Raw genomic sequence first — 24,413 nt, 5'->3', positions numbered from 1 at the left:
AGTGGTAAGCATCCTAAAAAAAGGTGAACATGGATAGGAATAACGATAAGAATCATTCGGTATTTCGACGAACTAAATTCGTTTATGGCAATAATTGTATGTAATTTCAAGGCAAAATTCAATATTTTTTATTTAAGATAAAAAAGTATGTTAGATTTCCTCCCAAAAAATATCACAAACGCTCAAACCTTTGCTAAGATCACCTATATCACGAAGACGCAAAAGGAGCTGAGCCATAATGAGTCATTCAGAACGCCCGCAGGACATGTCAAGAAGACAATTTTTGACGACGGTCGGTAAGGTTGGTGGATCTCTTGCTGTATTCAGCCTGATGGGCACAATGGGCTTACTTTCCCCCGAAACAATGAAAGCACAAAGCTATACGCCACCAGGTACAAATGATCTTTCGTTGACAGGCCGAAAAGGGAAAAAAATCATTATTCTTGGAGCCGGAATATCGGGACTCACGGCGGCTTATGAACTTGAAAAGGCAGGATATGACTGCACGATCCTAGAAGCAAAGCCTTTTTCAGGTGGAAGAAATTTTACTGTTCGCCGTGGTACCTCCTTAGCCGAAATCGGCTCAAAAACTCAATTCGCCCAGTTCGATCCAGATTCTTATCTGAATGCAGGACCGATGCGTATCCCTCAGTTTCACTCCACGCTTGAATATTGCCGGGAATTTAACATCCCGATTGAACCTTTCAATAACGTCAATGAAAGTGGTTATTACTATAACGAAAATGTAGGTAGCTTGTCCGGACAAAAGATTTCAAAACGGGCAGCGAAAGCTGATGTACGAGGATATGTTTCGGAGATGTTGGCAAAAGCCGTTAACCAATCTGCACTGGATTTACCTTTAACTTCTGAAGAAAAGCAGAAACTCGTAGATTATCTGAAACGAGAAGGTGATCTGAATGCAGATCTCTTCTACCGTGGTTCATCTCGCGGGGGTTATAAGGAAGAACCAGGTGGCCATTTAGATGCAGGCGTTGTTCGTGATCCTTTTGATCTGAAGGCAATTATTAACTCCGGTTTCGGTAACTATTTTAGTAATGAATACGGTTATGATCAACAAATGATGATGTTCCATCCGATTGGGGGCATGGACATGATTGTACAAGGTTTTGAGAAGCGACTCGGGAATCGCATTAAGCTAGGGGCAGAGGTAACAGAAATTCGTCAGTCCGGTGATGGAGTTCGCATACGCTATAAACAAAAAAGTAAAGAGCAAGAACTTACCGGCGACTATTGTATTTGCACCATCCCTCTCTCCGTCCTACGTAAAATCCCAGCGGACTTTTCCCCAGGGATGGCAAATGCCATTGCGACAACCAAATATGCCTCTGCCGGCAAAATTGGATTGCAATTCAAACGAAGATTCTGGGAAGAAGACGAACATCTCTACGGTGGTAGCAGCTTGACCAATATGGACATTACCCAAATCTACTATCCTCCCACAGGCTATATGAGAAAAAAGGGGGTCCTTCTTGGTTACTACGTGACCGGAAGCAATGCGGACAAACTGGGTAGCATGAGCTATCTTGAACGTGAGAAACACGCCCTGACTCAAGGTGCCAAAATTCATCCGCAGTACATGAAAGAATTCGAATCTTCCTATTCCATTGACTGGAAACGAATTCCGTACCAAGAAGGAGCCTGGGCCACTTATACCGCTGAAGAACGTGCAGGAATGTATAAAACGCTCTGTGAACCCGATAACCGAATCTATCTTGCAGGAGATCACATTAGTCATATCGTAGCGTGGCAAGCAGGTGCTATCGATTCTGCCCGTTCCGTTGTGAATCATATCCATCAACGTGTAATGAAAGCTTAGCAGAAACGAATACGACCTATTTTTCAAATATAAGGAGGAAATGAAAGATGAAGAAGACGATCCGAAGTATTTTGTTAGCGAGTGTACTTATGGGAAGTTTCGGTATGACAGCTTATGCAGAAAATGCGCCAATTGAGATCAAAGGTACCGTGAATAGCGTGTCTACTACTCCTGCTCCAAGTACACCAGCCCCAGTAGTAACTACCACTTCCGGCACTACATTTTATGGAAACCCTACGTCCACCATTTCCAGTGGAACCATTGTTCCTTCAGGAGCATCATACCTGTATACGAGCGGTACCGTTCCTCCCGTGCTAAATAAAGATGGAAGCACCCTCTATGAACGATATGGAGATACCAAAACACAGGCTGTCGGCGTATTGAAATCCATTGAAAAACAACTGGCCGATCAAGGACTTACAATGAAGGACGTCGTATACCTTCGCGCTTATCTGGTGGCGGACGCTGCGAAGGAGAACAAATTCGATTTTGCTGGTTGGAACGAAGCCTATGGTGAATTTTTCAATAATGAGAAAAACGCTGTGAAGCCTGCCCGCTCCACGGTTGGTGTTGCTGGACTTGTAAGCTCCGACTGGTTGATTGAAGTAGAGGCTGTAGCCGTGTATCCGAAGAAATAAAATCGAATTTCGAAGGAGAGATGAAAGATGCTTCAAAACATAGGAGTTACCGGTATTATCATGATTCTTGTCCTTGTTCTGATTTTATTCGGTCCTTCCCGCCTTCCCGAACTTGGACGTGCAGTAGGACGGACATTATTCGAATTCAAATCCTCGGCTCGTGAACTCGTAGGAGAAAGCAAAGACGAAGAAGATTCCGCGAAGAAAAGAGATTAATCCTCCTGGTTTTTTTAAATAATTCCCCTTCACATAAATCCCCTCTAGCGATTTCACGCTAGGGGGGATTTTCCTTCATCTGATATACTTGTGCCATACAAAACCTGAACACGATACAAAAAAATCCCCGCTACAGAAATCAGTGAGTGACACTGTTTCTGTAGCGGGGATTCCCTATGTTATCTCATTCATTTTGCTTTACTCGCTTCTCGTAAGGAACGCCTTTGTCCGCTCCAGCTGCGGGTTTCCAAAGATTTGTTCAGGAGTTCCTGCTTCGGCGATTTCACCTTGATCCATAAAAATAACGCGGTCCGCTACATCACGAGCAAAATTCATTTCATGCGTTACGATAACCATCGTCATGTTCTCATCCGCAAGCTTACGGATGACGCGAAGCACTTCTCCTGTCAGTTCAGGATCGAGAGCCGAAGTAGGTTCATCAAAAAGCAAAATTTCCGGGTTCATCATGAGCGCCCTTGCAATGGCTACGCGTTGTTTTTGTCCACCCGACAGGTTCGCAGGATACGCATCTCCTTTGTCAGACAGACCCACCTTGGCTAGCAAGTCAGCCATCCGTGGTTTCACGGCTGTTTTACTTTCTTTTTTCACCATTTTCGGGGCTAGCTCCAAATTTCCTTTCACGGTCAGATGCGGAAACAGATTGAAGTGTTGAAATACCATGCCCATGCGAGACGTAATTCGTTTCATCTCTGCTGCACTCACATACTTTCCGTCCGCTACAATCGGATCACCACCGATGCGAATAGTCCCTCCATTTACTTGTTCGAGATTCACCAAACTGCGAAGCATTGTACTTTTGCCTGATCCAGAAGGACCTATAACAGCGACCACTTCTCCTGGCTTTACACTAAAATCAATCTTCTTCAAGACTTGCAAATCACCGAACGACTTCTGTAGATTCGTCACTTCAATCATATTTGTCATTACACGACATTCCTTTGTTGTTTATTCAAATCTGAACTTTCTCTCCAGCGCCTTGAAGATCAAGGTCAGTACTAGGGTCATTAATAGATATATAATGGCAGCAATTGCAAAAGGCATAATCGTCGCATCGCGGTTCACCGCAGTTTGCGCAAAATGCAGCACTTCCGGCACAGCCACTGCATATAGAAGCGCCGTATCTTTGACGAGAGTAATCGATTCATTCGCTGTAGAAGGAAGAACCACCCGAATCATTTGCGGTAAAATCACTCTTGTCATCGTCTGAAATTTATTCAGACCTAGTACCTGCGAAGCTTCATACTGCCCTTTGTCGATCGACAGCAGGCCGCCTCTGAATATCTCTGCAAAGTAAGCTGCATAATTTAGAACGAATGCAAGACCCGCAGCTACAGCACGATCCATTACAAGGTGCTCTCCTACAACAGGCAGCATAGGCAAACCGTAACAGAAGAACAATAGTTGTAGCAGAAGCGGCGTTCCTCGCATTACATAAATGTACGTATGTGCAAAGGCTGACAGCGGCTTGAACTTACTGTTCGCCATTAGCGTAAATAAAAATCCGATTGGGATAGACAATATAATTGCTGTAAAAAATAAAAGAAGGGTTGTCCGTGCACCTTCCAGCATGGGGAGTGTTATACTCCAAAGATAATCTAAAGTCATGTTCTCAGGCTCCTAAGTAAAAAGAAAACCGGATTATATACCACCCGGTTTTCAATCCTATTAATGAATTTTATAAATCAGGTACAAGTGTGTCATCTATAATTTACGTATTAGTTCAGTTCAGTCTATTTAAGGACCTTATCTTCACCGAACCATTTTTCTGAAATTTTCGCAGCTGTTCCATCTTCATTCAATTGGTCTAGGGCAGTTTGAAGGTTGGTTAACAACTCTTCATTCCCTTTCTTCACGCCAACGCCATATTCCTCAGGTGATAGCGATTCATCCAAAATTTTGTACGTACCTTCTTCAAGGGACATATAATATCTTGCTACCACTTCATCAATGACGACTGCGTCCAAACGTCCACTCTTCAGATCGCTAAGTGCAAGGACATTATCTGGAAATTCGGATATGCTTGCTACCTGATCTTTAATGGGATGAGCATTCAGTGCATCGGAAGCAGAAGAAAGTTTCTGTAGTCCAATTTCTTTACCTGCAAGATTCTCAAGAGAAGTGAGTTCAGAGTCGGCAAGTACCACAGCAACCTGACTATTAACAAGATAAGGCTTGGAAAACAACACTTTCTCTTTACGATCATCTGTAATGGTGTAGCCATTCCAAATGAGATCAATACGGCCGCTGTTCAGCTCTGATTCTTTGGAAGACCAGTCAATCGGCTGAAACTCTACTTCTTTACCCATTTTTTCAGCTGTTGCTCTCGCATAATCAATATCAAATCCGACAATCTCGTTCTTCTCATCCCGGAAACCCATCGGTGCAAATTTGTCATCGATCCCGATGACGAGCTTGTCACCCTTACTTCCACTAGCATCACTTCCGCAAGCGGCAAGAATAATAACCATCAAACTCAAGCTTAACGTTATCCATACTGACTTTTTCATGTTGTTACCCTCCATTGTATCTATATCTCAAAACGCTTTAGTTCGCTACCAAGTTAACAAAGTAAAACTATCATATCACAAAATAATTGAATATGCCACCGCTTATCGTAGGGTAGTAACAGCAAAAATTGGCTACTGTTTCGCTACTGCGGCAGATGAGGGTTCCGATCGTCCTTGAATCTGGATTCACACAGCGGGCTCTCATAGATGTAAACATACAGCTCCAAATACGAACGCTTCGCTTCTTCACCCCCATTTTGCCTCCTCCGCTATCGGCCTCTTCTCTTATTTTTATAGAGCAGGAGATGAGGCATTGTATATCTATGCTTCGCTTTAAGACAAAAAACCCTCTTATTATAAGAGGGCCGGTGAAACAACATTATTTTAAATTAATTTCTATATCTCGGCTCGGATCGCTGTATTTATAAATACCCGGATTTAGTTGGAGTTCTCCATCCAAATCGATATTTTTGTAATGATCTATATTAACTCCTGTGGATACCATTCCTTTAGGCATGACTTCTGGTACCACTTCTGTACCGTTAACACGCATCGTCGTTTGACTGATCCCTTTAAACCCTGGGGAATCAGACTTTGATTCGACAATAAGCTCATTTCCATCTGTATAGTAAGTAAACTGAATTGGGTAGCCGTCTACATTAAGCTCGGTGAACTGCTTTTCCTCGCTAGGCCTATGAAGAGTAATCCAATTTTTGGACGTATCACGCTTCTCAATAACAGCATCTTTTAAGATTAGTTTCATTGAAACATCAGACCAGTTGTTGTACCATTCCGGTGATTCGAACTGATACAAATGTTGATAATTTTCCGGGTCGTTTCCTTTAATCGTCTGGACACCACTAACTGTATGATTACCTATAACGAGCTCAGCTGATTTATAATGGACATCTCCTGATGTAAGCGAACCCTTATCTGTTATTAGAATTTCAATATTCAAGGGAGTAACAATAAGCTTATCCAAAGTAATACCGGTTGTATTTTGAATTTCAGGGCCAAGTTGCAGTTCTTTGGAATAGATTGCTTCGCTTGCCTTTTTTCCGTCCGCTCTAAAATCGAACTTCCATGCACCGTTAATTCGTTCTGCTTCCTCCATGTAACTGAAATGAGGATCAGCCGCTTTCCAATCCTGTTCCGTCATGTTGAAGACTTGTTCAATAAGCAGTTCGGAGCTGTCGCTAGGTAAAATTGTCGGGACCGCCTCAAATTCGTTGTTGCCAGTCTTCATCACTAAATGCGGATTTCCGTCTCCCGAATTCGATGGAGATGCAGCAACCTTATAACGGACAACCGTTTGGTTATTATCTTGCCTTACAGATTCAATATGGATACTGGGATACTGATTAATTTCAGTATCGATAGAACTCCCTGCTAAAAGATCGGACTTCAAAGGAATATCCTTGTTACGATAAAAAACGAGATTTTGTATCTCTAGTGAGTATGCTTTCTTTCGATCCTTTAATGTATCATCAGTTTGAAAGACACCTAGTAGTTGGTCGCTTATTGGGTCGTAGTTTAAAGTCCCATTTGCTTCTTCCTTCATACCAGATTTATTAGTCATGACCACTTGCTCAAAATCCACATCATTGTAACGTTCAGGGTCTATCACGGAGTCTAACGAAATCAGCATTTTCATATGTTCTCCATCGGTCACAACTCCGTTCAAATTCACCGTAATGCCTGCATTGGTTGTTTTTAGATCATACCGCTGACCAATACCGTTGTTTAATGCATTGGTTATGCTTCGTCCTCCTACCATATCCCAATTGAGAGCCACACTAGCAAAAGCAGGAATTGCAACAAGTAGAAAACATGAAAATACGATACTCACAGGAACCATCTTCATCCTACGACGGAAACCAGCTTTTGCTTTTGCATGCCCTATAATTGCTTTACGCTTGAATACTTCCTGTTCTATAGCTGTCCACATTTTTTCATATTCCGGCTGAGGAATGTGCTCTTCTTTTTCAAAATACTGACTCATTGCTGCTCATCTCCTTAACTTGGGATACCACCATGTTTTTCAGTAGCTTGAGCCCTCGATTTAATCTGGATTTTACTGTACCTTCCGGAATATTAATTACGCTAGAGATCTCTGGAACCGTCAATTCATTAATATAACGAAGCACAACGACCATTCGGATTTTGTCCGGAAGCTTGCTGTATAGCCTATTCAGCTCTGTTCTGGCTTCACGATGGTCAAAGCTCTCTTCCACTGGGTTACCTACGTGCGGCCGTGACAATAAAAAATCGGTTATTTCTTTCATTAGTCCATTCTTCCGTCTTCTAAGCAGGCTATTACACTCGTTTGACGCAATTCGGAGAATCCAAGATTTAAGATCACGTACAATGGATCTGTCAGCCAAAATCGCTTTGACAAATACTTCTTGGCAAATATCCTCTGCATCCGCTTGATTTTGCATCAAATAATAACAAAAACGATATACGTGCTCATGATATCGTTCGAAAAGCTCACGATCAGTCAATGGTGAGTACCCCTCCTTGTTCTGCTCTCATTCTATAAGACTTATAATGGCATATAATCGTTCACTTCCTTTACTATTTCTAAAAAAGCGAAGGAATAAAAAATGGATAGAGATTCAGAATCACTCTGAACTCTCTATCCATTTTTTATTATTTGTCCGTTGCTACTAAGCGTTTCTCACAGTCACAAAATAGCTTTGTTTGGCCTCAACAAGGAAGGAAACAAGTCCATTGCCAAGCTCTTCTGTAGTAACCTCATCCCCATTATCCGTTCTAACGACGAGTGCTTCTGCTTCCATTCCTTCGGCAGAAAGGGTGCAAGTTCCGGAATAATCCGGCTGTATTTCAGCCTCTTTCAACTGACCATTTGACCACGAAATGGAGACTTCATATCCTCCGCGAGCACGCAGCCCTCGAACACTTCCAGTCGGCCAAGCATCTGGCAGAGCCGGAAGCAACTCGATATACCCTTGATGAGATTGGAGTAATAGCTCAATAATTCCTGACGTCGCAGCAAAATTGCCATCGATTTGAAATGGAGGATGCGCATCGAACAGGTTCGGGTACACACCGCCACTTTCATATCGTTCTGAACCATCTCGAACGAGTTGCAGCAGATTGGAAATCAGGCGATGTGCCCGGTTTCCGTCCTTGAAACGCGCCCACAGTCCGACTTTCCAGCCAAGACTCCAGCCGGTCCCGCCGTCTCCACGCCGTTCTAACGATACTCTTGCTGCATCCATCAGCTCCGGCGTATCTTTCACCGTCAACTGGCGACCTGGGTACACACCGAATAAATGAGAGACATGTCTATGGTGAACATCCTCGTCTTCATAATCGTAGAGCCATTCCTGCAGCTGCCCATATTTACCGATTTGAAGCGGAGGGAGCGCATCTCTACGCTGCTGAAGTTCTTTTGCAAAATCCTCATCTTCACCGAGAATAGATGTCACTTCAATCAGATTTGTAAACAGATCATGGATTAAAGCCAGATCCATTGTTGCCGTCGTAGTCACCTGATGAAGTTCCCCATTTACGCGGAAGCGATGCTCCGGTGAGGTGGAAGGCGAAGTATACCAAGAACCATCTTCACCTTGAATCAGCCAATCCAGACAGAACAAAGCTGCTTCCTTCATGATCGGATACGCTTTGTTTTTCAGAAAATCCATATCCTGAGTAAATACATAATGCTCATATAAGTGCTGGCACAGCCATACTCCGCCCATCTGCCATAAGGCCCATATCGGATCTCCATGTCCAAAAGCACCAACCGGTGCTGTCTGTCCCCAAAGATCGGAATTATGGTGGGCTGTCCATCCGCGTGCACCGTAGTTGACTTCAGCCGTCTTTTTCCCGTTAATCGACAGTCTAGTAATCAGATCTATCAAAGGCTCATGGCATTCGGACAAATTGGCCGTCTCAGCCGGCCAGTAATTCATCTCTGCGTTGATATTCAGCGTGTAATTGCTGCTCCAAGGAGCCCTTGTCTCATGATTCCAGATCCCTTGCAGATTCGCAGGTTGCGTTCCCGGACGGGAGCTTGAAATTAGCAAATAACGCCCATATTGAAATAAGAGCTGAACTAGATACGGGTCATGCCCGCCATATTTTACGATACGCTCATCGGTAGGCAGATCTACTGACTCCAGAGCTGGACCGAGATTAAGTGCGACTCGATCATATAACTCTTGATAATCTTCTACATGCCGTTGCCGCAAAACTTCATAATCATACTGGAGTGCTTTCTCCAGATCATTCCGTGCATGAGCGGACTCATCTTTACCCTCCTTTCCCGGAGAGCGGTCATATCCGTTAAAGCTTGTCGCTGCGCTAAAATAGAGAGTCGCCTGATCTGCACCTTCCATCCGGATACCGGTGGCGCTTGATCTTGCGTTTCCTCCTTTATACCGAATTGCTAATCTTCCTTCAAAACGCATCGCATCCGTTTCACCCGGTTTACCATAACGAATTGGATCATCCGTAGGATAATAACTTGGATTCACAACCTCTGGCGCGTATCCCTTAATAATCGCTTGGTTCTCTTCAGACCTTGTTTCATGACGAAGAAGACTGCTAAGACTCGCATGAAAGGACAATCTTCCCGGTACGCTTGCTTCCAGATGGATGACAATGGCCTGATCAGGGTGAGACACAAATATTTCCCGTGTGTACGTTGTATCTCCGATACGGTATGTCGTTTTCGTTATACCTTCCGTAAGATCCAATCTCCGGTTGTATTCAGATGTGATATCTCCATGATCAAACGTAATCTGTAAATCCCCAAATGGCAGATAGGACTGCGTATAAGAACCGAGCATTTCCTTCGTTAACTGGTCTGCTTCGGTATATTTCTCTTCCTGTATAAGCTGTCTTACCTTGGGAAGCACTTCTTTTGCACAAGGGTTGTTCCAATCGGTCGGTGGTCCAGACCACAATGTATCTTCATTCAGTTGCAAACGTTCCTGCTCCACACGCCCAAACACCATGGCACCCAATCTGCCATTTCCAATGGGCAGTGCTTCTGTCCATTCGCTAGCTGGGCGGTTATACGTTAAGAACATTTTGTCTCCTCCAATGCGATAATAGTTTGTTTTCACTAAAACAACTAAAACGTTTTATATATCTTCCATTTAGCATTGTCTATCCTTACTACTGAGTGTCTGTTCTCTAATGTAAGCGGATTCTACTCTTACCAGTATCGTCCTAAAAATCCCCCGAAAAATCAAGTCTTTCCCATAAATAATTTTTAAAAAGTATTCTTAATCCATACCTATACATCACAATAAAAAGCCATCCCCATGAATAAATCTGGGAATGGCCTTATCTTTTCACTTAGTACACTTTGTGAATGACATCCTCAAAATCAGGTTCCTGCATCTCTACGTCCGCAAGTTCACCCCATTCCCCCAGCTGCGCCAGGATTTGCATGGTACCAATTCGGTTTCGGTTCGCTTCAACGGTGATGGTTCGCTCTGTGTGATCTATAATCTTCACCGCCTCATGTTGAAACTGCTCCAGACGAGTACGCTCTATCGCCTCAAGGTAAGATACTTTAATGATCGTAGGAAGACCAATATTTTCACGCAGAGATTGCACGGTTCCGTCGTAGGTAAGTTGACCGTGGTTAATAACCATCACCCGGGTGCACAATTGTTCGATATCATCCATGTCATGCGTCGTCAGCAGAATAGTTTTGCCGAAATCACGGTTCAGCAGCTTCAGGAAAGAGCGTATATTCCGCTTCGCATTCACATCAAGACCGATGGTAGGTTCATCGAGGAATAGAATATCCGGATTATGAAGCATCGCTGCACCTAGATCCGCACGCATCCGCTGGCCAAGAGAAAGTTTACGTACAGGAGTTTCCCAGAATTCTTTCAAATCCAGAAGTTCGGCAAACTCCTCTATTCTCACATGCTTATCCTTATCGTCCACTCTGTACATTTTAGCAAGAATATCGTAGCTGTCTTTCACCGGAAGATCCCACCATAGCTGACTTCGCTGACCAAAAACAACCCCGAGCCGCCTTACGACCTGCCTGCGCTGTTCATGGGGATTCATGCCGTTTACCCTCACCATACCCGAACTAGGATGGAGGATACCGGTTAGCATTTTAATAGTGGTTGACTTGCCAGCCCCATTCGGACCGATATAACCAACAAACTCCCCGGGTTCAATCTTGAAGTTTATATTTTGTACGGCTTGTTTTACCGTGTAGTCTCTAGAAAATAATGCGCGGAGTCCAGCAAACTTCCCCTCTTTAACAACGGGTGTTTTGAACTCTTTATGTAACCCTTGTACCTCAATCATATAGGCTCCCCCTTAGCTACCTGTGCTCTGATATTTTGTCATGCCAAATTTCCAGAAACGAAGACTGATTGCCAGAAAAACGATCGCTGCGCCAAGAATGACGAAGAAAATCCATGGACCCCATTCCCCTTTGACGATATAAAGAGCGGGGACATAATTGACAAGACCTACTGGAAGGACAACCAGAAGCAATCCTGCAAGCCAATTTGGATAGAGAGAAAGTGGATACCTTGCTGCCGTACCTGCTGCATCTTCGGTAAACGTCTGAAGCTCACTGATTCTCGTTGTCCAAAAGCCAATCGTTGCCGTTGCAAGCCCGATGGAGAATAGAAGAACAGCTCCTGTTAATATCACGAAAAGTGATTGCGGTATGGCTATCCACCCAATCTGGCCGTTACTCATCATTCCGTGAATGGACCATCCAAAAACAAATCCTCCTTGTAACCATTCACCCAGCATGATACGAAAACGCTGAGGAAGCAGTGTAAAAAGAACAGGCAGCGGTCTTGTGAGCAACTGATCCATATCCCCGCTTACGAGATATTTTTCAAGATGGTGCACTTCATTGGCAATGGAGCGGTACACCGTTTTCGATAATGTCATCATGGCAAATAAATAGCCGACTTCATAAATGTCCCAGCCTTGAATCGCTCCAAAACGATGAAGCACGATCGCAATCATCAGAAATTCTGCAATTTGTATGAAGGCAGCTAGAAAAGAGCCCAAGAAAAAGTTGAGCTTGTATTGCATAGAGCTTTTGATACTGGTACGGATTAATAATAAGTAGAGTTCAAAATAGGTTCGAAGATTATATATAGTGGAATGATTCCTCATTTGATGCGTTTTGTACTTCACATTCATCCTCCTTGCACCTCCACTTTTCGCCTAAGATAGTAGGTAGCAAGAAAGCAAAACAAAGTAAGTAACAGCATCCACATCACTGTTCCTGTTAGTAGAGAACCGTCCTCATAACCGAGGTAAATACGTGTGGGTACATACAGAAGATACGGATATGGCGACCACCAGGCAATGGTTTGAAGAACTCCAGGCAGCCATTCAATAGGAATAAAGAATCCGGCAAGTAAATTAATGAGGGCGTGATTTGCCCATTGAAGCCAGCTTGATTCGGTGGTCCACATCGCGGTGACCCCAATGAGATAATTGATACATATTCCCATGTAAGCCGCTCCGAGTAAACTTGCTCCCGTTAAGACATAAGTCATCCCGTTCTGTGGCAATTGAAGCTTGAAAGCAATGAGATAGACGAGATAGATGGGAATCGATTTGTACAGAAATTGATAGAAGACCTGCCCCCACTCTCTAGACATGAGATGCGTAAATAGATGGACGGGTCTCATCAGATCCATGGAAATATGCCCGGTTCTTACGGTTTCCGGGATCCCAAGACCATTTGTGAGGAAAGACGTTACCCACAAGGATGCTTGCGTAAATGCAATGTAACTGACCATGCCCTGTGTTCCGTACTCTCCGAGCGAGCGACCTTCCCCAATTCCAATCCAAATACAGGCATACAGATAACCGAATAAAGCGCTTGCGACATTGTGCACCATATGTGCACCGCGGTACTGCAAATTTCTTGCATAGGCCTTACGGGCCAGGGTGAAATAGAGCAATGAATACACCTCCGATAAGCTTGGTTGAGACGCCAGCCGTGCGTCTACTTCAGACAAGGTGAAATGCGAGAAGGGCACTATCATACCAAATCATGGAATTAAATACAATCAATTTTTACATATTGCGGTAAATGATCCATGTTTCATAAGAACACAAAAAACCATCGTCCAAGAGAACTGCTGCTTATGCTTAAGATTAACATCTTCTGATTACATAAGATGATCCTCTGTCATCTCCTCAGAAGAGGTTTAAAGCAGCAGCTTTCTTCATTGTCCAGATGGCTTTGAAATGTATCATTTTCGATTGTTCAATTCAAAATTACAAATCTTTTTTGCGGAATCGCAAGACTCCCCATACAAAAGCAATCACAGCATACAAAAAGGCATAAACGACGAAGGTAGCGGATGGAACTTCTCCGATGAAAAATCCGGAAATCATACTGCTAACATCAATTACACCGCCGAGTTCATCCAGTCCGATGAGTTCATGCATCATTTTTCGTTGCAACGCATCTACCGGCATAATAATGGACATAAGCCCAGAAATATTAGACAGCGTATTACCGATGTCTTCTGCATCCAGTACATCAAGAATACCGATCTCACGTACCTTCTCCAGCATCCCGCCAAGCCATCCCGCACCAAATAACATTGTCATAAATACACCGTTACCGAGCGAAGAGAATTTGGTAGAGCCCAGCATGGTAAGAGATACTAACAACACAATAATAAGCGCAAGCAACAGTAGAGCTCTGACATGTACCATAGGTTCTTTAGGTATAGCTGCATGAATGTCCGTAATGATCATAATAGCGGTATATAAGAACAACGTATAACAGCAGAGCAACGTAACAAATCCAAGCCAGCGACCAATGTAAAATTGCGACCTTGATATCGGACGTGTAATGAGTGCCTGCATGACTCCCTGTTCCGCTTCCCCTGCAATGGAAGAGAACGCGCTAAAGATGGACAGTAACGCAATGACAAATCCCGCAAAAAAGAAACCGATCATCATCATTAGGACACCCGTAGTATAGTTTGCAACGAGAGAACTTCCACCCGAAAATCCGCCATACCGTTCACTTCCTGCTATGGCATCGGCAATAAACCAATACGCGGTAAGAAACAAGACTGTTAATATCATGGCGAGAATCATCACTCGCTTACGAATCATCTCTTTCCAGGTCATATTCATAATGAGTATCATTTGTCTTGTTCCCCCCGATGGCTGAGTCCCTTCACCGCGGTCAGGAACCAGTCTTCTAAATTGCCGCTTACTTTACCAACCTCATAAAGGGTCAGTCCTTGCTCAATAAGTAATGAATTGATCCAGCCTGCCTGTTCTTCATTCTGCAATTCGGCTTTGAGCCAGACCGTATCATGACCCGAAGCAAAAAGATCCGCTTGTGCGAGTTCACTAGAAGCGCTAAGTTTACTCACTGGCTCCACCTGAATTTCAAAACCGGTCTCTTCCTGAAGCCAATTTCTCACAACGGGCGTATACCCGCTCACTTTAAAACGATAGGTCACTTTTTGCTGAAGGACGTCGCCTACTTCACCCGCACGTAAAATCTCCCCATTATTAAGAAGGGCAATCTGATCACATACCGCTTCCACATCCTCCAGCATGTGAGAGTTCAAGAAGATCGTTTTTCCCTCTGCCTTTAACTTCATCAAAATAGAGCGAACCTCCTTGCGCCCAACAGGATCTAGGGCCGAGGAAGGTTCGTCTAGAAAAATAATTTTCGGATCGCCAACAAGCGCTGCCGCAAGTCCGAGACGCTGCTGCATCCCTTTGGAATAGTTTTTGATTTTCCCTCTTCCTCGGCTTCCAAGTCCAACCTCATCGAGTAACTGTGGAATTCGCTCTTTGGACGTCTTAGCATCCACACCGCATATCTTCGCATGGAGTCTCATCACTTCTTCGCCGGTCAGCCATTCTTGATATCTGAACAATTCAGGCAAATACCCAATTCGTTTTTTGGCTTCCAGACTATGTATGGGATGACCGAAGATTGTAGCTGAACCCTCTGTAGGATAAATCAGACCGACCAGCATTTTTACAAAAGTGCTTTTTCCTGCTCCATTCGGGCCGAGGAAGCCAAAGGCTTCCCCTTCCTGAACAGTGATGGATACATCGCGACAGCCGCGACCATTATCAAATTCTTTCGTTAATCCTTCGGTGTGAATAGCAGCTGTCACCGGCTCATCAGCTCCTTGATTTGTTCTTCCATTTTCTCTTTCGTATCGAACAATGTATCCCCGTCTAAGCGATAGAGCACATCATTTTTAGTCCAAGTAGCCACGTATTTTGTAATTTGCTCTAGGCTACCTGAGGGTCCGTAATAGTTGTAACTATCCTGTTCTAGAATAACAGGGATACCATCCACACTTATTTTTTCAGCCGAACCGTCTGTGAATACAGGCATTGGGAGTTTACCTTCTAGTATCTGATCCGTTTGAATTGCCGTCTTTAAATGGTCTGACATGAGCGGAAAATTCAGGACTGCTTTCACTGCATCTTCAATGGCCACAGAAGAGTCTACGTGAACTGTCGGGATTTTTTGCTGAGAAATATATGCATGTTTATTCTGGCTATCATTGCTGTAGCCTTGAGACAAAGTCTCAGGAATTTGAAGGGTAATGACCTGACCATTCAGTGATTCTGGCATAAGATCATCTGCACCAAGCCGTTTCATCGTTGCATTCACTTTAGAAATATCTAGTTTCATCGTAATTTTCTGTGAATAACCTACTCCAAAGTCTTTTGTATCGATCAACTCACCTGTTATGGCTTTTAGACCAATTTGTTCACCAATCTGCTTTGCTGTCTTGTTTTTTAGCTGCATGTTATCTCCTGATTCATTGGTAAAGGTACCGTACTTACTAATAAATTCGTGTACCCCGTCCCCACCTGAGATCGTGCTAATAAATTCCATCAAGTCCCTTTCATCTACTGCTGTAACTTCATCCATACGGAATTGATTCAGAATCGCAGCAAGTGCCTTATCTCCCAGAGGTGTAGCTACCATCACGCCAGCAATCGCTGCGGCAGCTGCAATGCTAATCCACTTTTTAGCGGGTTGTTTCTTAGAACGTTTTTTCTTCGCACCTGCCGTATGTTTCAGATTCGTTTGAACCTGCTTTTCCTCATTCATCTGCATTACGCTCATCTCTCCTCCGGCATTGTTCGTTGCTACTCGATTGTTTTGTATTTGTTCTGTCTCTAACTCCTGTGATGTCTTCATATCCGTATGACCAGGCGCCCAAGCGGCCCATTTGGGACTCATTTCTTCCTGCCCCAGCTTGGATGTGAGCTTCTGCCAGGCTTCATCTATCCGGTCTTTTTCGTTTTTATCATCTATAGATGTCATGGATCCATTCAACTCCTTTTCATTCCATATTCACGTGGGCGTGTATCCTAAGTCACCGATTTCCGTATTACTTTTCGTTTCAGTTTACTGGTTGCCCGGCTCAGCATGGAGCCAACTAAAGGAGGTCTAACATTCAGTTCCTCGGCAATTTCCGCGTAACTGTAACCCGAGTATTTCAGCATGAGGACCTTACGATCTCGTTCTGGCAACTCTTCCATCCATTCCCGAACCTCTTCCTGATCCATGCGTCTCAGCACCACTTCTTCTCCGGAGGCCAGCTGCTGCTGACCGCTATCATAAAATTGTTCCTGTTTATCTTTGAGTTTGCGTTCTCTAATTTGTTTGCTTATATAGTCATATCCGATGCGAGTCAGCACACGATGTAACCATGCGCCGATGGCAGCCGGATCATCGGGTGGATTCCGGTATAATCTTATAAATACTTCTTGCGCAAGATCTTCCGCCGCGGCTTCATCCTGAATCAGCGCAACGAGTTTGCGTCTGACGCTCGGATAATGCTCCTCGAACACGGTGCGGAATGCATCCATTTCCGGTCCTTCCATGTGTTATTCGTCTCCTTTCAGCTGCAGCTATCTATAAGACGGACCTAGTTTTCATTTTGTAGCACATTGTAAAAAATGGTTTTTCTATTTTTTCATCATTCGGAGAACTTCAACCTAAAGATTAGCGGATAATCGTTGTTCACTCCAGTCTGAATAAAAAAGAGGACCCCTAAAGGTCCCCAGAATAAAATTTAGAATGTAATTTTCAGTGTGTTGTTGCTTTCACTGTATTTGATAGATGCTCCTAATCCTCTAGCAAAAACTTGTGCAGGAACATAAGTTACTCCCTTTATTACTTTAGGTGCAGCACTGGCCGTTTCTGAAGTTCCATTGTAGAATACAGTTTTGCTTCCAATCGTTAATGTCATCTTTCTATTCCCTTTTTTAATGCCAATGGAGCCGCTGCTTTTATTCCATGTTACCGTAGCACCCATTCCTTCAGCAATTTCACGTAAAGGAATCAGGTTCGTATTCTGATAAATTAAAGGTTCACTACCAAATGAAAGTTGTTTTCCGTTTATGTATACCTTAAGACCTGACTCTTTATAAGTAGGCGCAGCAGGTTTTGGTTTTGGCTTTGGTTTACTTTCATTCTTATTGCTAGAAGATTGGCTGCTAGAACTGCTACTTGAAGATCCACTACTTGATGAGCCCCCACCATTATGATAATGATATTCTCCGTTACTTAGCCCCCACTTGGAACAGTTTGTTCTGCAAGTATGACCTCCATTTGAATCTGTTCTGCCCGGATGTGCAGAAACCGTTGTACTACCTAAAATTAAAGATAATGCTAAAGAACCATAAATCAATCTCTTTTTCATGTAAAATACATCCCCTTAGTATAATATACCTACTCACACTAACATAATTATGCATTTATTGGTAGCTTTTATAATAAAAAAGAAAGTGATAGCAATTATGGACTTCTCACTACAAAAAAGCTGCCCAGGAATTCACCTGAACAGCTTCTTTAACTATAGTTACTCCACTTCCGTGAAGTAACTTCTTTATTCTAATAAATTGTGCGACTCAGCTCATCTGCAATACCTGATTTTCGGTAAAAGTACGTATTAATAATATCTCGCCATTCCTTGGCATGCTCATACTGGTGTTTAAGTCTTGCCATTACACCAGAATACCGCTTATCATCTATCTTGCCTTCCAGACTGCTCCAATTCTGAATTAGGGAGTTTACGCCTTCTACTCCTGCAAAATGAGTATCATAAATGTGCTGAATCACCGTACTGCCAGAATGCAGTTTGTGCGTATATGGCACGTGGTGAAAGAAGAGTAGCAGCTTATCCGGGCAGGTGACAAGTGACTCGTACCGTTCGGCATTTTCCGGGAAATATTGACCTACATATCCTGTCCCGTCTTTTACCGTACGGTTTACACCAATCCCTTCGCAATCAGCAAAATGATACGTTCCCCATACGGAATATTCATATCCATCCACGTTTGGTCCATAGTGATGCCCAGGATTGACCATCCAGCCTACCCCAAGCGGAGAGGTATAATTTTCATATATCTCCCATGAATCAGCAAGCATGGAACTAATATGATCCACGACATCCGGTTCCGTCCCAAAGGTCTGGTGAATCCACTCTGCTGTGATTTGTTCTTCAGACAAGTCCGGATTCCAAGTAAGTCGGCCATACCCGTATAAGTTAGCCTGTGCGAGAGTATGACCCGTCCAGTTTTCATCGTCTCCCACATTAATAACCGCAGTGATTCCACTATAGGCATAAGGGAAAAGTTCACCAGATACAACTCTCTTAATCTCAGAGTGTGTTCCATGTGCATACGTATCAAAATCAAGAATTTCCTTCCACTGCGGAATCAGATAGCACAGATGTTTCTGCTGTCCAGTATATTCTTGTGTAATCTGAAATTCCAACATCTGATTGGTATGCGGCATAGCCCCAATTAGTGGAGATACGCCTTCACGCACCTGAAAGTCCATCGGTCCATTTTTGATCTGCAGAATTACATTTTCTTTGAATTGTCCATCCAGCGGTTTGAAATGATCATATGCTGCTCGTGCTCGGTCCGTTGTGCGATCTCGCCAGTCCTGCAAACAATTATATACAAAACAACGCCAGATCACGATCCCGCCATAAGGTTCTAGCGCCTCCGCCAGCATATTTGAACCCTCTGCATGTGTACGTCCGTAGGTAAACGGCCCCGGTCTATGTTCGGAGTCTGCTTTGACCACAAATCCACCAAAGTCCGGTATAACGCTATAAACTTCTTCGGCTTTCGCTTTCCACCAGGCACCCACTCTCGTATCCAGAGGATCAGCTGTCTCCAGTCCCCCAAGTTGTATCGGACTTGCATAATTGACGCTTAGGTACATCGTAATCCCATACGATCTGAAGATAGCCGCTACTTTCTCTACATCCGGCAAAAACTCAGATGTAATGAGCCGTGTCTCCACTTCATGAACATTTACATTATTTATGGATATTCCGTTGATCCCAAGGGAAGCCATCATTCTTGCATAATCCCGAATCCGTTCGTCATTCTCCACAAATCGGTTATCTTTGAAAAAAATTGATTGTCCTGCATATCCTCTTTCAATCGATCCATCCATGTTATCCCAATGATTCATCATCCGAAGCCTGTTTTTAGGATTCTCAAATACATCAAGCTCCGTTAATGCATCTTCCTCTGTCTGCAAGATTCGCAGCAGATGGAACGTTCCATAGAGTAAACCTTTCTCTGTTTTCCCTAAAATATATACCGTTTCACCTTCCCCTTGAGGGAATGACTTCAGGGCAAACCCTTCCTCCTCTAGCTGTTCTGCCAGTAATTTTGTCTGCAGCACTTCCGGCAAGCCCTCTTCATCGATCAGAGCAAGACGAATATGAGGATTATGGAGACTACTTTTTTCAGATGAGTTTACTGAAGTTGTTGTTAGTGTAGGTTCGGTTCCGGTCATCTGGGAGATCGCATACCTCAGCTCACGGATCGCGGCTTGCGTTACTTCTCCTAAATTGGAATCATGATATACAATGCCTGACAAATAGGGAGCACTACATTTTTTCTCATATCGTAACCAACCTCGGTCGGCTGAAGAATAAGGAAGCTGTCCAATCTCAGTCATGATGTACCTCAATCCCTTCTATATTCCGAATGTTGCTTTCCTCTTACACAAAATAATGCGGATATTTCTCAAATAAAATGTCTTGCTCCACCACAACTAGACGTAAGTGATTCTCCATCATTTGTGTGGCCTGCGTTGTTTCTTGGTTCACTATAAGTCTATAAATCTCCTTATGCTGAGAAATAATGTTCTCCCAGTTCGAATCCTTGGACAAACGAAGTAAGCGAAGCCGATTAAAATGAATATTAAGCTGCTGCAACATCTTCCAGGTGCGAGCTTTGCCCGTGCCGTCGAACAAAATCTGATGAAACTCTTCATCCAGTTCAAACAATTTGTGAAAATTATTTTTGCCTGCACAGACGTCCTGCAAAGCAATATTCGTTTCCATTCGAAACCGAAATTCTTCTCCAAAAGATTCACATGCCAAAGCTACAATTTCTTTTTCTATTTTCTCCCTTATAAATCTACCTTCTTCTACATGCGCAAGGTTAATAAGAGATACCGCACTTCCACTTTGTGGAACAATATCAAGGAGCTCTTCTTCCGCTAGTTTCATGAATGCCTCACGTACAGGAGTTCTACTTACATTCAATTCATCTGCAATCTCTTTCTCAGAAATTTTCGTCCCTGGCTCTAATTCGAGATGCATAATTTTATCTTTCAAAAAATGATAGGAGTAAGCTCGAGTAGAGCCTTTGAGCTTCTGTTCTGTAGACATATGGTACCCTCTTTCTTTCTATCACTTATTCTATATATCTCTGCACAGCTACTAAGTTACAGTACCATGATGTAAGGATCGGCCTTAATAAAATGAACCGGGAGATTCGGAAAACGATCTCTAATTTTTTGAGCAACTACGATCATTCCCGGATCTTCACTAGCCGCATGCCCAAGAAAAATCAGAGATTTCTGATTCCCTTGCTTCACCGCATCCAGAATATATTCGGGAGTTTCCCATTCAGGACCTTCCCCTGTAATAAGTAAATCCAGCTGCTCCTTTTCATACAGAGGAATCGCATGATGGGCTCCGCCCCGATAACCGACTGCCAGGGCAATTTTACTGCATTTCTGCTCTCTTTCTCCAACAAGACGTACATAAGGAAGATTTAGTTTGGTTTTTAAATATGCCCCTATTTCTTGGGTGCTAGCAGGGTTAGGTAAAGTAATGATCACAGCCGTTTTTAGGTGTGTATGATCATACTTTTCCCAGCCTAGTGCATGGAGAAGTCCATTTGTAATCGTATCCGGTACCGCCTCGTGCGGTCCATCATGAAATCGGTACAGCACCAAACCATGAGCATCAATCAGTTCCTTCTTTTTCTGGATTACAGGATCATCATCAGCTTCGCTGCCCACACTTCTGTTACCGTTATGCTCGTAAAAAGGTCCCTCATGTGTTATTACCATATTGGCTCCGAGTTGTATCGCCTTCTGGATTACGGTATGGGAGGCTACAAAGGAAACGACAACAGCCTGAACGCTTTGATTAGCATCCCCAGTAATGATCCCATCTACAGTAGTTCCCGCAGGACGAACCGTACGATCCAGTATTGAAATAACATCCTGCACGGTATGCGTCAAATCTTCACCTAACTTTCTTTATTCAAGAATACAAAATGAAAGTTATTTCTTGTTTTTGTATTCTTTGTAAGTGGTGTTGGCTAGTTCCAAATACTGCGTTAATCCTTGGCTTTCCAGTTCTTTAACAAAGGTATCGAACTCTGACAAATCCCTTTCACCCAAAATAAATTTAAATGTATTCTGATCCGTATAATCTTTGAGCGGTGTGCTGAGCAAGGTTACTCTTTCTCGTTCTTCAATAGAATACGGAATCGGCGGTTCTGCAGGAATGACCGTTTTCACTTCTTTCATATCATTTTGGAATGTAAGTTCTTCTTCACTGAACATGGATTGTAATAGATCCGTAGTTCCTCCATAAGCAAAAACACCACCGGAAAATCCATAATCGATACGTAAATCCTTCGTCCCTTTTGGATTAAGTCCATTATAATTGACGTCTTCTACGAGCTTACGTACACCATTTTCTTTCGTATATGTCTCACCTTCTACTCCCCACTTTGCAAATTCCTGGCCTTCATCGCTATAGTACAGCCAATCTACAAACTGAAGAATAGCTTCAAAGTTCTCACTTTGTTTGGCTTTGGCAGAGATCATTACCCCGTTTTCAAGCCGGCTTCCCGACATTAGCTGACCTGCTGGTCCACCAGGAACGGTAATTTTTGCAATGGAATAGTTCTCTTCACCAAGGGTCTTATTCATATCATTACGATGTAAAATAACCGTTTGGGAGTTCCCGTTAATAATAAAAGATTTACCGGATACAAATTTTTGAATCGCTTGGTCATCGTCTTGAGTAAAGCTTTCTTTATCGAGCAGTCCTTCTGCAACAAGCTTGTTGAAATACGTCAGCATATCCTTGTATTCCTGTGTCGTTGCCGTGTACACGAACTGATCCTGATCTTCTTTATAAGTGAGCCCACTACCAAATCCCCAACCGGCTTTGGTTCCAAATCCGGCTGAAGCAATATTGAGCGTACTGTTAAACTGAAAACGGTCAGAGAACGGAATCGAATCTGGGTATTCTTCTTTCAGTTGTTTCATCACCGTGAGCAGCTCATCCCATGTGGTTGGAATCGCTATATTATGCTTTTCCAAGATATCGGTACGAACAAGCAGTGTATAGTCAGGCCATACTTCCTCATGCAGTCCGGGAAGAACATAATATTTGCCATCCTCTTGGCGAAGGCCTTCTAGTTCGTCTTCCAGGCCCCAACTCTCTACTTTGTTTTTGAAATTCGGCATAAGGTCAATATAATCACTTACAGGCAGAATCGCATTCGAGGAAACAAAGGCCGACTCTTCACCTGGATACGTTTTAGGAATCACGAGCGGCGCATCTCCAGAGCTGATGAGCAGAGATCTTTTTTGACTATAGTCACTCATCGGTACAATCACAGGCTGAAGCGTCACACCCGTCATTTCCGTTATTTTCTTAAATAGCATCCAGTCCTGTTTATAAGGGTAACTTGGTTGATCACTATACAAAATAGGCAGATTAAAAGGGTCTGTTGCTTTGAAGGAATCTCCTACTGCGTATGTCTCCATCGCTCCTTTGCTCTGATTCTCTGCTTCCTTACCGCCCATATTATTGCTGCATGCTGCCAGTGATACACTAAGCAAAGCTGCCAAAACCGTTTTTCCAATCAGGTGACGAGGATTTTTCTTCATTTTTTGTTCCCCCCATAATTTGATAATTCACATTTGTTTTTCTTGCGAATGAACGGCTTTTTTATCTCACAGGGATTAGCCTTTGACTGATCCCAACATGACACCAGAGACAAAATACTTTTGGACAAAAGGATAGATCGTTAAAATGGGTAGAATCGTCAGAACCATGGTGACTGATTTGATGTTGGCAGAGATTTGAGTCAAATTATCTGCTGAAGTTGCCCCCGCTGAAGTTCCTCCTGTAGCACCAGCAATCATATTGCGAAGATAGATGGTTACTGGGAACATTTCTTTTTGGTCAAGATATAGAAACGCAGGGAACCAGGAATTCCAGTGTCCAACCGCATAGAACAAAACCATCGTGGCCATAACCGCCTTACTGAGAGGCAAAATTATACGGAACAAGATGCCGTAGGTGTTCAGTCCATCAATGGAAGCTGCCTCTTCCAGCTCTTCGGGCATATTTTCAAAAAAGGATTTCATAATGAGCATGTTATATACACTAATGGCACCTGGAATAACGATCGCCCACATGGAATTACTAAATCCGAGGCTATTAATAAGTACATAGTTAGGAATCAAACCACCATTAAAGAACATGGTGAATACCGCGAACATGGTCAAAAACTTGCGGCCCATGAGTCTTTTTTTGGACAAAGCATACGCGAAGATCGTAGACAAAAACATCGAGATCGCAGTTCCTACAATGGTATAGACAAACGTATTTTTGTAGTTCGTCCAGAACATGCTGTCCTTCACGACAGTTTTGTATGTCTCGATATTAAATCCCCTTGGGATGAGACTCACTTTACCGGAATTGATATAGGATTCACTACTGAAAGACTGAGCGACTACATTCAGAAAGGGATACAATGTGATAAAAACGATACCGAGTAAGAACACGGCGTTACACGTCTTGAAAATTTTATAGGACAAAGATTCCTTCATAACGCACT

The 24,413-nt window shown here is 43.3% G+C and carries 22 protein-coding genes; 3 read left to right on the top strand and 19 right to left on the bottom strand.

Annotation, left to right across the window (positions count from 1 at the left end):
• The first annotated feature begins 238 nt into the window (after window positions 1-238).
• From KFT32_RS09575 to KFT32_RS09565, 3 genes are read left to right on the top strand one after another with little or no spacing between them, the layout of a single operon-like run.
• Window positions 239-1,837, top strand: a complete 1,599-nt coding sequence (locus KFT32_RS09575; protein ID WP_211746962.1) for a flavin monoamine oxidase family protein — start codon at window positions 239-241, stop codon at window positions 1,835-1,837.
• A 47-nt stretch (window positions 1,838-1,884) separates the two neighbouring features.
• A complete protein-coding gene (locus KFT32_RS09570) occupies window positions 1,885-2,475 on the top strand; it encodes a RidA family protein (RefSeq protein ID WP_211746961.1) in 591 nt (196 codons plus the stop codon).
• A gap of 27 nt (window positions 2,476-2,502) precedes the next feature.
• Window positions 2,503-2,691 (top strand): twin-arginine translocase TatA/TatE family subunit, encoded by a 189-nt coding sequence (locus KFT32_RS09565; RefSeq protein ID WP_211746960.1) that lies wholly within the window; start codon window positions 2,503-2,505, stop codon window positions 2,689-2,691.
• Window positions 2,692-2,889: 198 nt separating this feature from the next.
• Here the strand turns inward: KFT32_RS09565 and KFT32_RS09560 are convergent, their stop codons facing one another.
• The 19 genes from KFT32_RS09560 to KFT32_RS09470 all read right to left on the bottom strand — a co-directional run bounded on the left by KFT32_RS09560 (window position 2,890) and on the right by KFT32_RS09470 (window position 24,405).
• Window positions 2,890-3,636, bottom strand: coding sequence for an amino acid ABC transporter ATP-binding protein (locus KFT32_RS09560; RefSeq protein ID WP_283246424.1), 747 nt, complete (start codon window positions 3,634-3,636; stop codon window positions 2,890-2,892).
• A gap of 21 nt (window positions 3,637-3,657) precedes the next feature.
• Window positions 3,658-4,317: an amino acid ABC transporter permease gene (locus tag KFT32_RS09555; protein WP_211746959.1), complete on the bottom strand. Its 660-nt coding sequence runs from the start codon at window positions 4,315-4,317 to the stop codon at window positions 3,658-3,660.
• 125 nt (window positions 4,318-4,442) lie between these two features.
• Window positions 4,443-5,219 (bottom strand): amino acid ABC transporter substrate-binding protein, encoded by a 777-nt coding sequence (locus KFT32_RS09550; protein WP_211746958.1) that lies wholly within the window; start codon window positions 5,217-5,219, stop codon window positions 4,443-4,445.
• Between the two features lie 379 nt (window positions 5,220-5,598).
• Complete coding sequence (locus tag KFT32_RS09545; protein ID WP_211746957.1) at window positions 5,599-7,221, bottom strand: DUF4179 domain-containing protein; 1,623 nt, start codon at window positions 7,219-7,221, stop codon at window positions 5,599-5,601.
• A complete protein-coding gene (locus KFT32_RS09540; RefSeq protein WP_211746956.1) occupies window positions 7,205-7,723 on the bottom strand; it encodes an RNA polymerase sigma factor in 519 nt (172 codons plus the stop codon). The genes KFT32_RS09545 and KFT32_RS09540 overlap by 17 nt, the downstream gene beginning before the upstream one ends.
• Window positions 7,724-7,888: 165 nt before the next feature.
• Complete coding sequence (locus tag KFT32_RS09535) at window positions 7,889-10,282, bottom strand: glycoside hydrolase family 95 protein (protein ID WP_211746955.1); 2,394 nt, start codon at window positions 10,280-10,282, stop codon at window positions 7,889-7,891.
• Window positions 10,283-10,553: 271 nt separating this feature from the next.
• The gene (locus KFT32_RS09530; RefSeq protein ID WP_211746954.1) at window positions 10,554-11,531 is read right to left on the bottom strand and encodes an ABC transporter ATP-binding protein; all 978 of its coding nucleotides are present in this window, start codon (window positions 11,529-11,531) and stop codon (window positions 10,554-10,556) included.
• Window positions 11,532-11,543: 12 nt separating this feature from the next.
• Window positions 11,544-12,365, bottom strand: coding sequence for an ABC transporter permease (locus KFT32_RS09525; RefSeq protein WP_211747072.1), 822 nt, complete (start codon window positions 12,363-12,365; stop codon window positions 11,544-11,546).
• 23 nt (window positions 12,366-12,388) lie between these two features.
• Window positions 12,389-13,165 (bottom strand): ABC transporter permease, encoded by a 777-nt coding sequence (locus KFT32_RS09520; protein WP_211746953.1) that lies wholly within the window; start codon window positions 13,163-13,165, stop codon window positions 12,389-12,391.
• 319 nt (window positions 13,166-13,484) lie between these two features.
• Window positions 13,485-14,372 (bottom strand): ABC transporter permease, encoded by an 888-nt coding sequence (locus KFT32_RS09515; RefSeq protein ID WP_211746952.1) that lies wholly within the window; start codon window positions 14,370-14,372, stop codon window positions 13,485-13,487.
• A complete protein-coding gene (locus KFT32_RS09510) occupies window positions 14,369-15,367 on the bottom strand; it encodes an ABC transporter ATP-binding protein (RefSeq protein ID WP_211746951.1) in 999 nt (332 codons plus the stop codon). The genes KFT32_RS09515 and KFT32_RS09510 overlap by 4 nt, the downstream gene beginning before the upstream one ends.
• Window positions 15,364-16,539 carry a hypothetical protein gene (locus KFT32_RS09505; RefSeq protein WP_211746950.1) on the bottom strand — a complete coding sequence of 392 codons (1,176 nt, stop codon included), beginning with the start codon at window positions 16,537-16,539 and terminating at the stop codon, window positions 15,364-15,366. Before KFT32_RS09505 ends, KFT32_RS09510 begins: the two co-directional genes overlap by 4 nt.
• A 47-nt stretch (window positions 16,540-16,586) precedes the next feature.
• A complete protein-coding gene (locus tag KFT32_RS09500) occupies window positions 16,587-17,102 on the bottom strand; it encodes a sigma-70 family RNA polymerase sigma factor (RefSeq protein ID WP_211746949.1) in 516 nt (171 codons plus the stop codon).
• 191 nt (window positions 17,103-17,293) lie between these two features.
• The gene (locus KFT32_RS09495; protein WP_211746948.1) at window positions 17,294-17,923 is read right to left on the bottom strand and encodes a copper amine oxidase N-terminal domain-containing protein; all 630 of its coding nucleotides are present in this window, start codon (window positions 17,921-17,923) and stop codon (window positions 17,294-17,296) included.
• A gap of 191 nt (window positions 17,924-18,114) precedes the next feature.
• Entirely contained in the window at window positions 18,115-20,208 is a 2,094-nt protein-coding gene (locus tag KFT32_RS09490; RefSeq protein ID WP_211746947.1) for an alpha-glucuronidase family glycosyl hydrolase, read from the bottom strand.
• 43 nt (window positions 20,209-20,251) lie between these two features.
• The gene (locus KFT32_RS09485) at window positions 20,252-20,926 is read right to left on the bottom strand and encodes a GntR family transcriptional regulator (protein WP_211746946.1); all 675 of its coding nucleotides are present in this window, start codon (window positions 20,924-20,926) and stop codon (window positions 20,252-20,254) included.
• 56 nt (window positions 20,927-20,982) lie between these two features.
• A complete protein-coding gene (locus tag KFT32_RS09480; protein ID WP_211746945.1) occupies window positions 20,983-21,789 on the bottom strand; it encodes a Nif3-like dinuclear metal center hexameric protein in 807 nt (268 codons plus the stop codon).
• A gap of 42 nt (window positions 21,790-21,831) precedes the next feature.
• Window positions 21,832-23,457 carry an ABC transporter substrate-binding protein gene (locus KFT32_RS09475; protein WP_211746944.1) on the bottom strand — a complete coding sequence of 542 codons (1,626 nt, stop codon included), beginning with the start codon at window positions 23,455-23,457 and terminating at the stop codon, window positions 21,832-21,834.
• A 75-nt stretch (window positions 23,458-23,532) separates the two neighbouring features.
• Window positions 23,533-24,405 carry a carbohydrate ABC transporter permease gene (locus tag KFT32_RS09470; RefSeq protein ID WP_211746943.1) on the bottom strand — a complete coding sequence of 291 codons (873 nt, stop codon included), beginning with the start codon at window positions 24,403-24,405 and terminating at the stop codon, window positions 23,533-23,535.
• Between the last annotated feature and the right edge of the window lie 8 nt (window positions 24,406-24,413).

Origin of the sequence: Paenibacillus sp. Marseille-Q4541, from assembly GCF_018310695.1 — a bacterium.
GTDB lineage: Bacteria > Bacillota > Bacilli > Paenibacillales > Paenibacillaceae > Paenibacillus.
The sequence above is the reverse complement of the archived record's forward strand: the minus strand, read 5'-3'. Positions and strand labels throughout refer to the sequence as shown.

Excerpts from the sequence above, each read along its gene's own strand:
- KFT32_RS09555 (WP_211746959.1), bottom strand. The coding sequence starts at position 4,317 with ATGACTTTAGATTATCTTTGGAGTATAACACTCCCCATGCTGGAAGGT.
- KFT32_RS09565 (WP_211746960.1), top strand. The coding sequence starts at position 2,503 with ATGCTTCAAAACATAGGAGTTACCGGTATTATCATGATTCTTGTCCTT.
- KFT32_RS09535 (WP_211746955.1), bottom strand. The coding sequence starts at position 10,282 with ATGTTCTTAACGTATAACCGCCCAGCTAGCGAATGGACAGAAGCACTG.
- KFT32_RS09530 (WP_211746954.1), bottom strand. The coding sequence starts at position 11,531 with ATGATTGAGGTACAAGGGTTACATAAAGAGTTCAAAACACCCGTTGTT.
- KFT32_RS09570 (WP_211746961.1), top strand. The coding sequence starts at position 1,885 with ATGAAGAAGACGATCCGAAGTATTTTGTTAGCGAGTGTACTTATGGGA.
- KFT32_RS09475 (WP_211746944.1), bottom strand. The coding sequence starts at position 23,457 with ATGAAGAAAAATCCTCGTCACCTGATTGGAAAAACGGTTTTGGCAGCT.
- KFT32_RS09500 (WP_211746949.1), bottom strand. The coding sequence starts at position 17,102 with ATGGAAGGACCGGAAATGGATGCATTCCGCACCGTGTTCGAGGAGCAT.
- KFT32_RS09505 (WP_211746950.1), bottom strand. The coding sequence starts at position 16,539 with ATGACATCTATAGATGATAAAAACGAAAAAGACCGGATAGATGAAGCC.
- KFT32_RS09560 (WP_283246424.1), bottom strand. The coding sequence starts at position 3,636 with ATGACAAATATGATTGAAGTGACGAATCTACAGAAGTCGTTCGGTGAT.
- KFT32_RS09490 (WP_211746947.1), bottom strand. The coding sequence starts at position 20,208 with ATGACTGAGATTGGACAGCTTCCTTATTCTTCAGCCGACCGAGGTTGG.
- KFT32_RS09470 (WP_211746943.1), bottom strand. The coding sequence starts at position 24,405 with ATGAAGGAATCTTTGTCCTATAAAATTTTCAAGACGTGTAACGCCGTG.
- KFT32_RS09550 (WP_211746958.1), bottom strand. The coding sequence starts at position 5,219 with ATGAAAAAGTCAGTATGGATAACGTTAAGCTTGAGTTTGATGGTTATT.
- KFT32_RS09515 (WP_211746952.1), bottom strand. The coding sequence starts at position 14,372 with ATGATACTCATTATGAATATGACCTGGAAAGAGATGATTCGTAAGCGA.
- KFT32_RS09525 (WP_211747072.1), bottom strand. The coding sequence starts at position 12,365 with ATGAGGAATCATTCCACTATATATAATCTTCGAACCTATTTTGAACTC.
- KFT32_RS09545 (WP_211746957.1), bottom strand. The coding sequence starts at position 7,221 with ATGAGTCAGTATTTTGAAAAAGAAGAGCACATTCCTCAGCCGGAATAT.
- KFT32_RS09575 (WP_211746962.1), top strand. The coding sequence starts at position 239 with ATGAGTCATTCAGAACGCCCGCAGGACATGTCAAGAAGACAATTTTTG.
- KFT32_RS09495 (WP_211746948.1), bottom strand. The coding sequence starts at position 17,923 with ATGAAAAAGAGATTGATTTATGGTTCTTTAGCATTATCTTTAATTTTA.
- KFT32_RS09485 (WP_211746946.1), bottom strand. The coding sequence starts at position 20,926 with ATGTCTACAGAACAGAAGCTCAAAGGCTCTACTCGAGCTTACTCCTAT.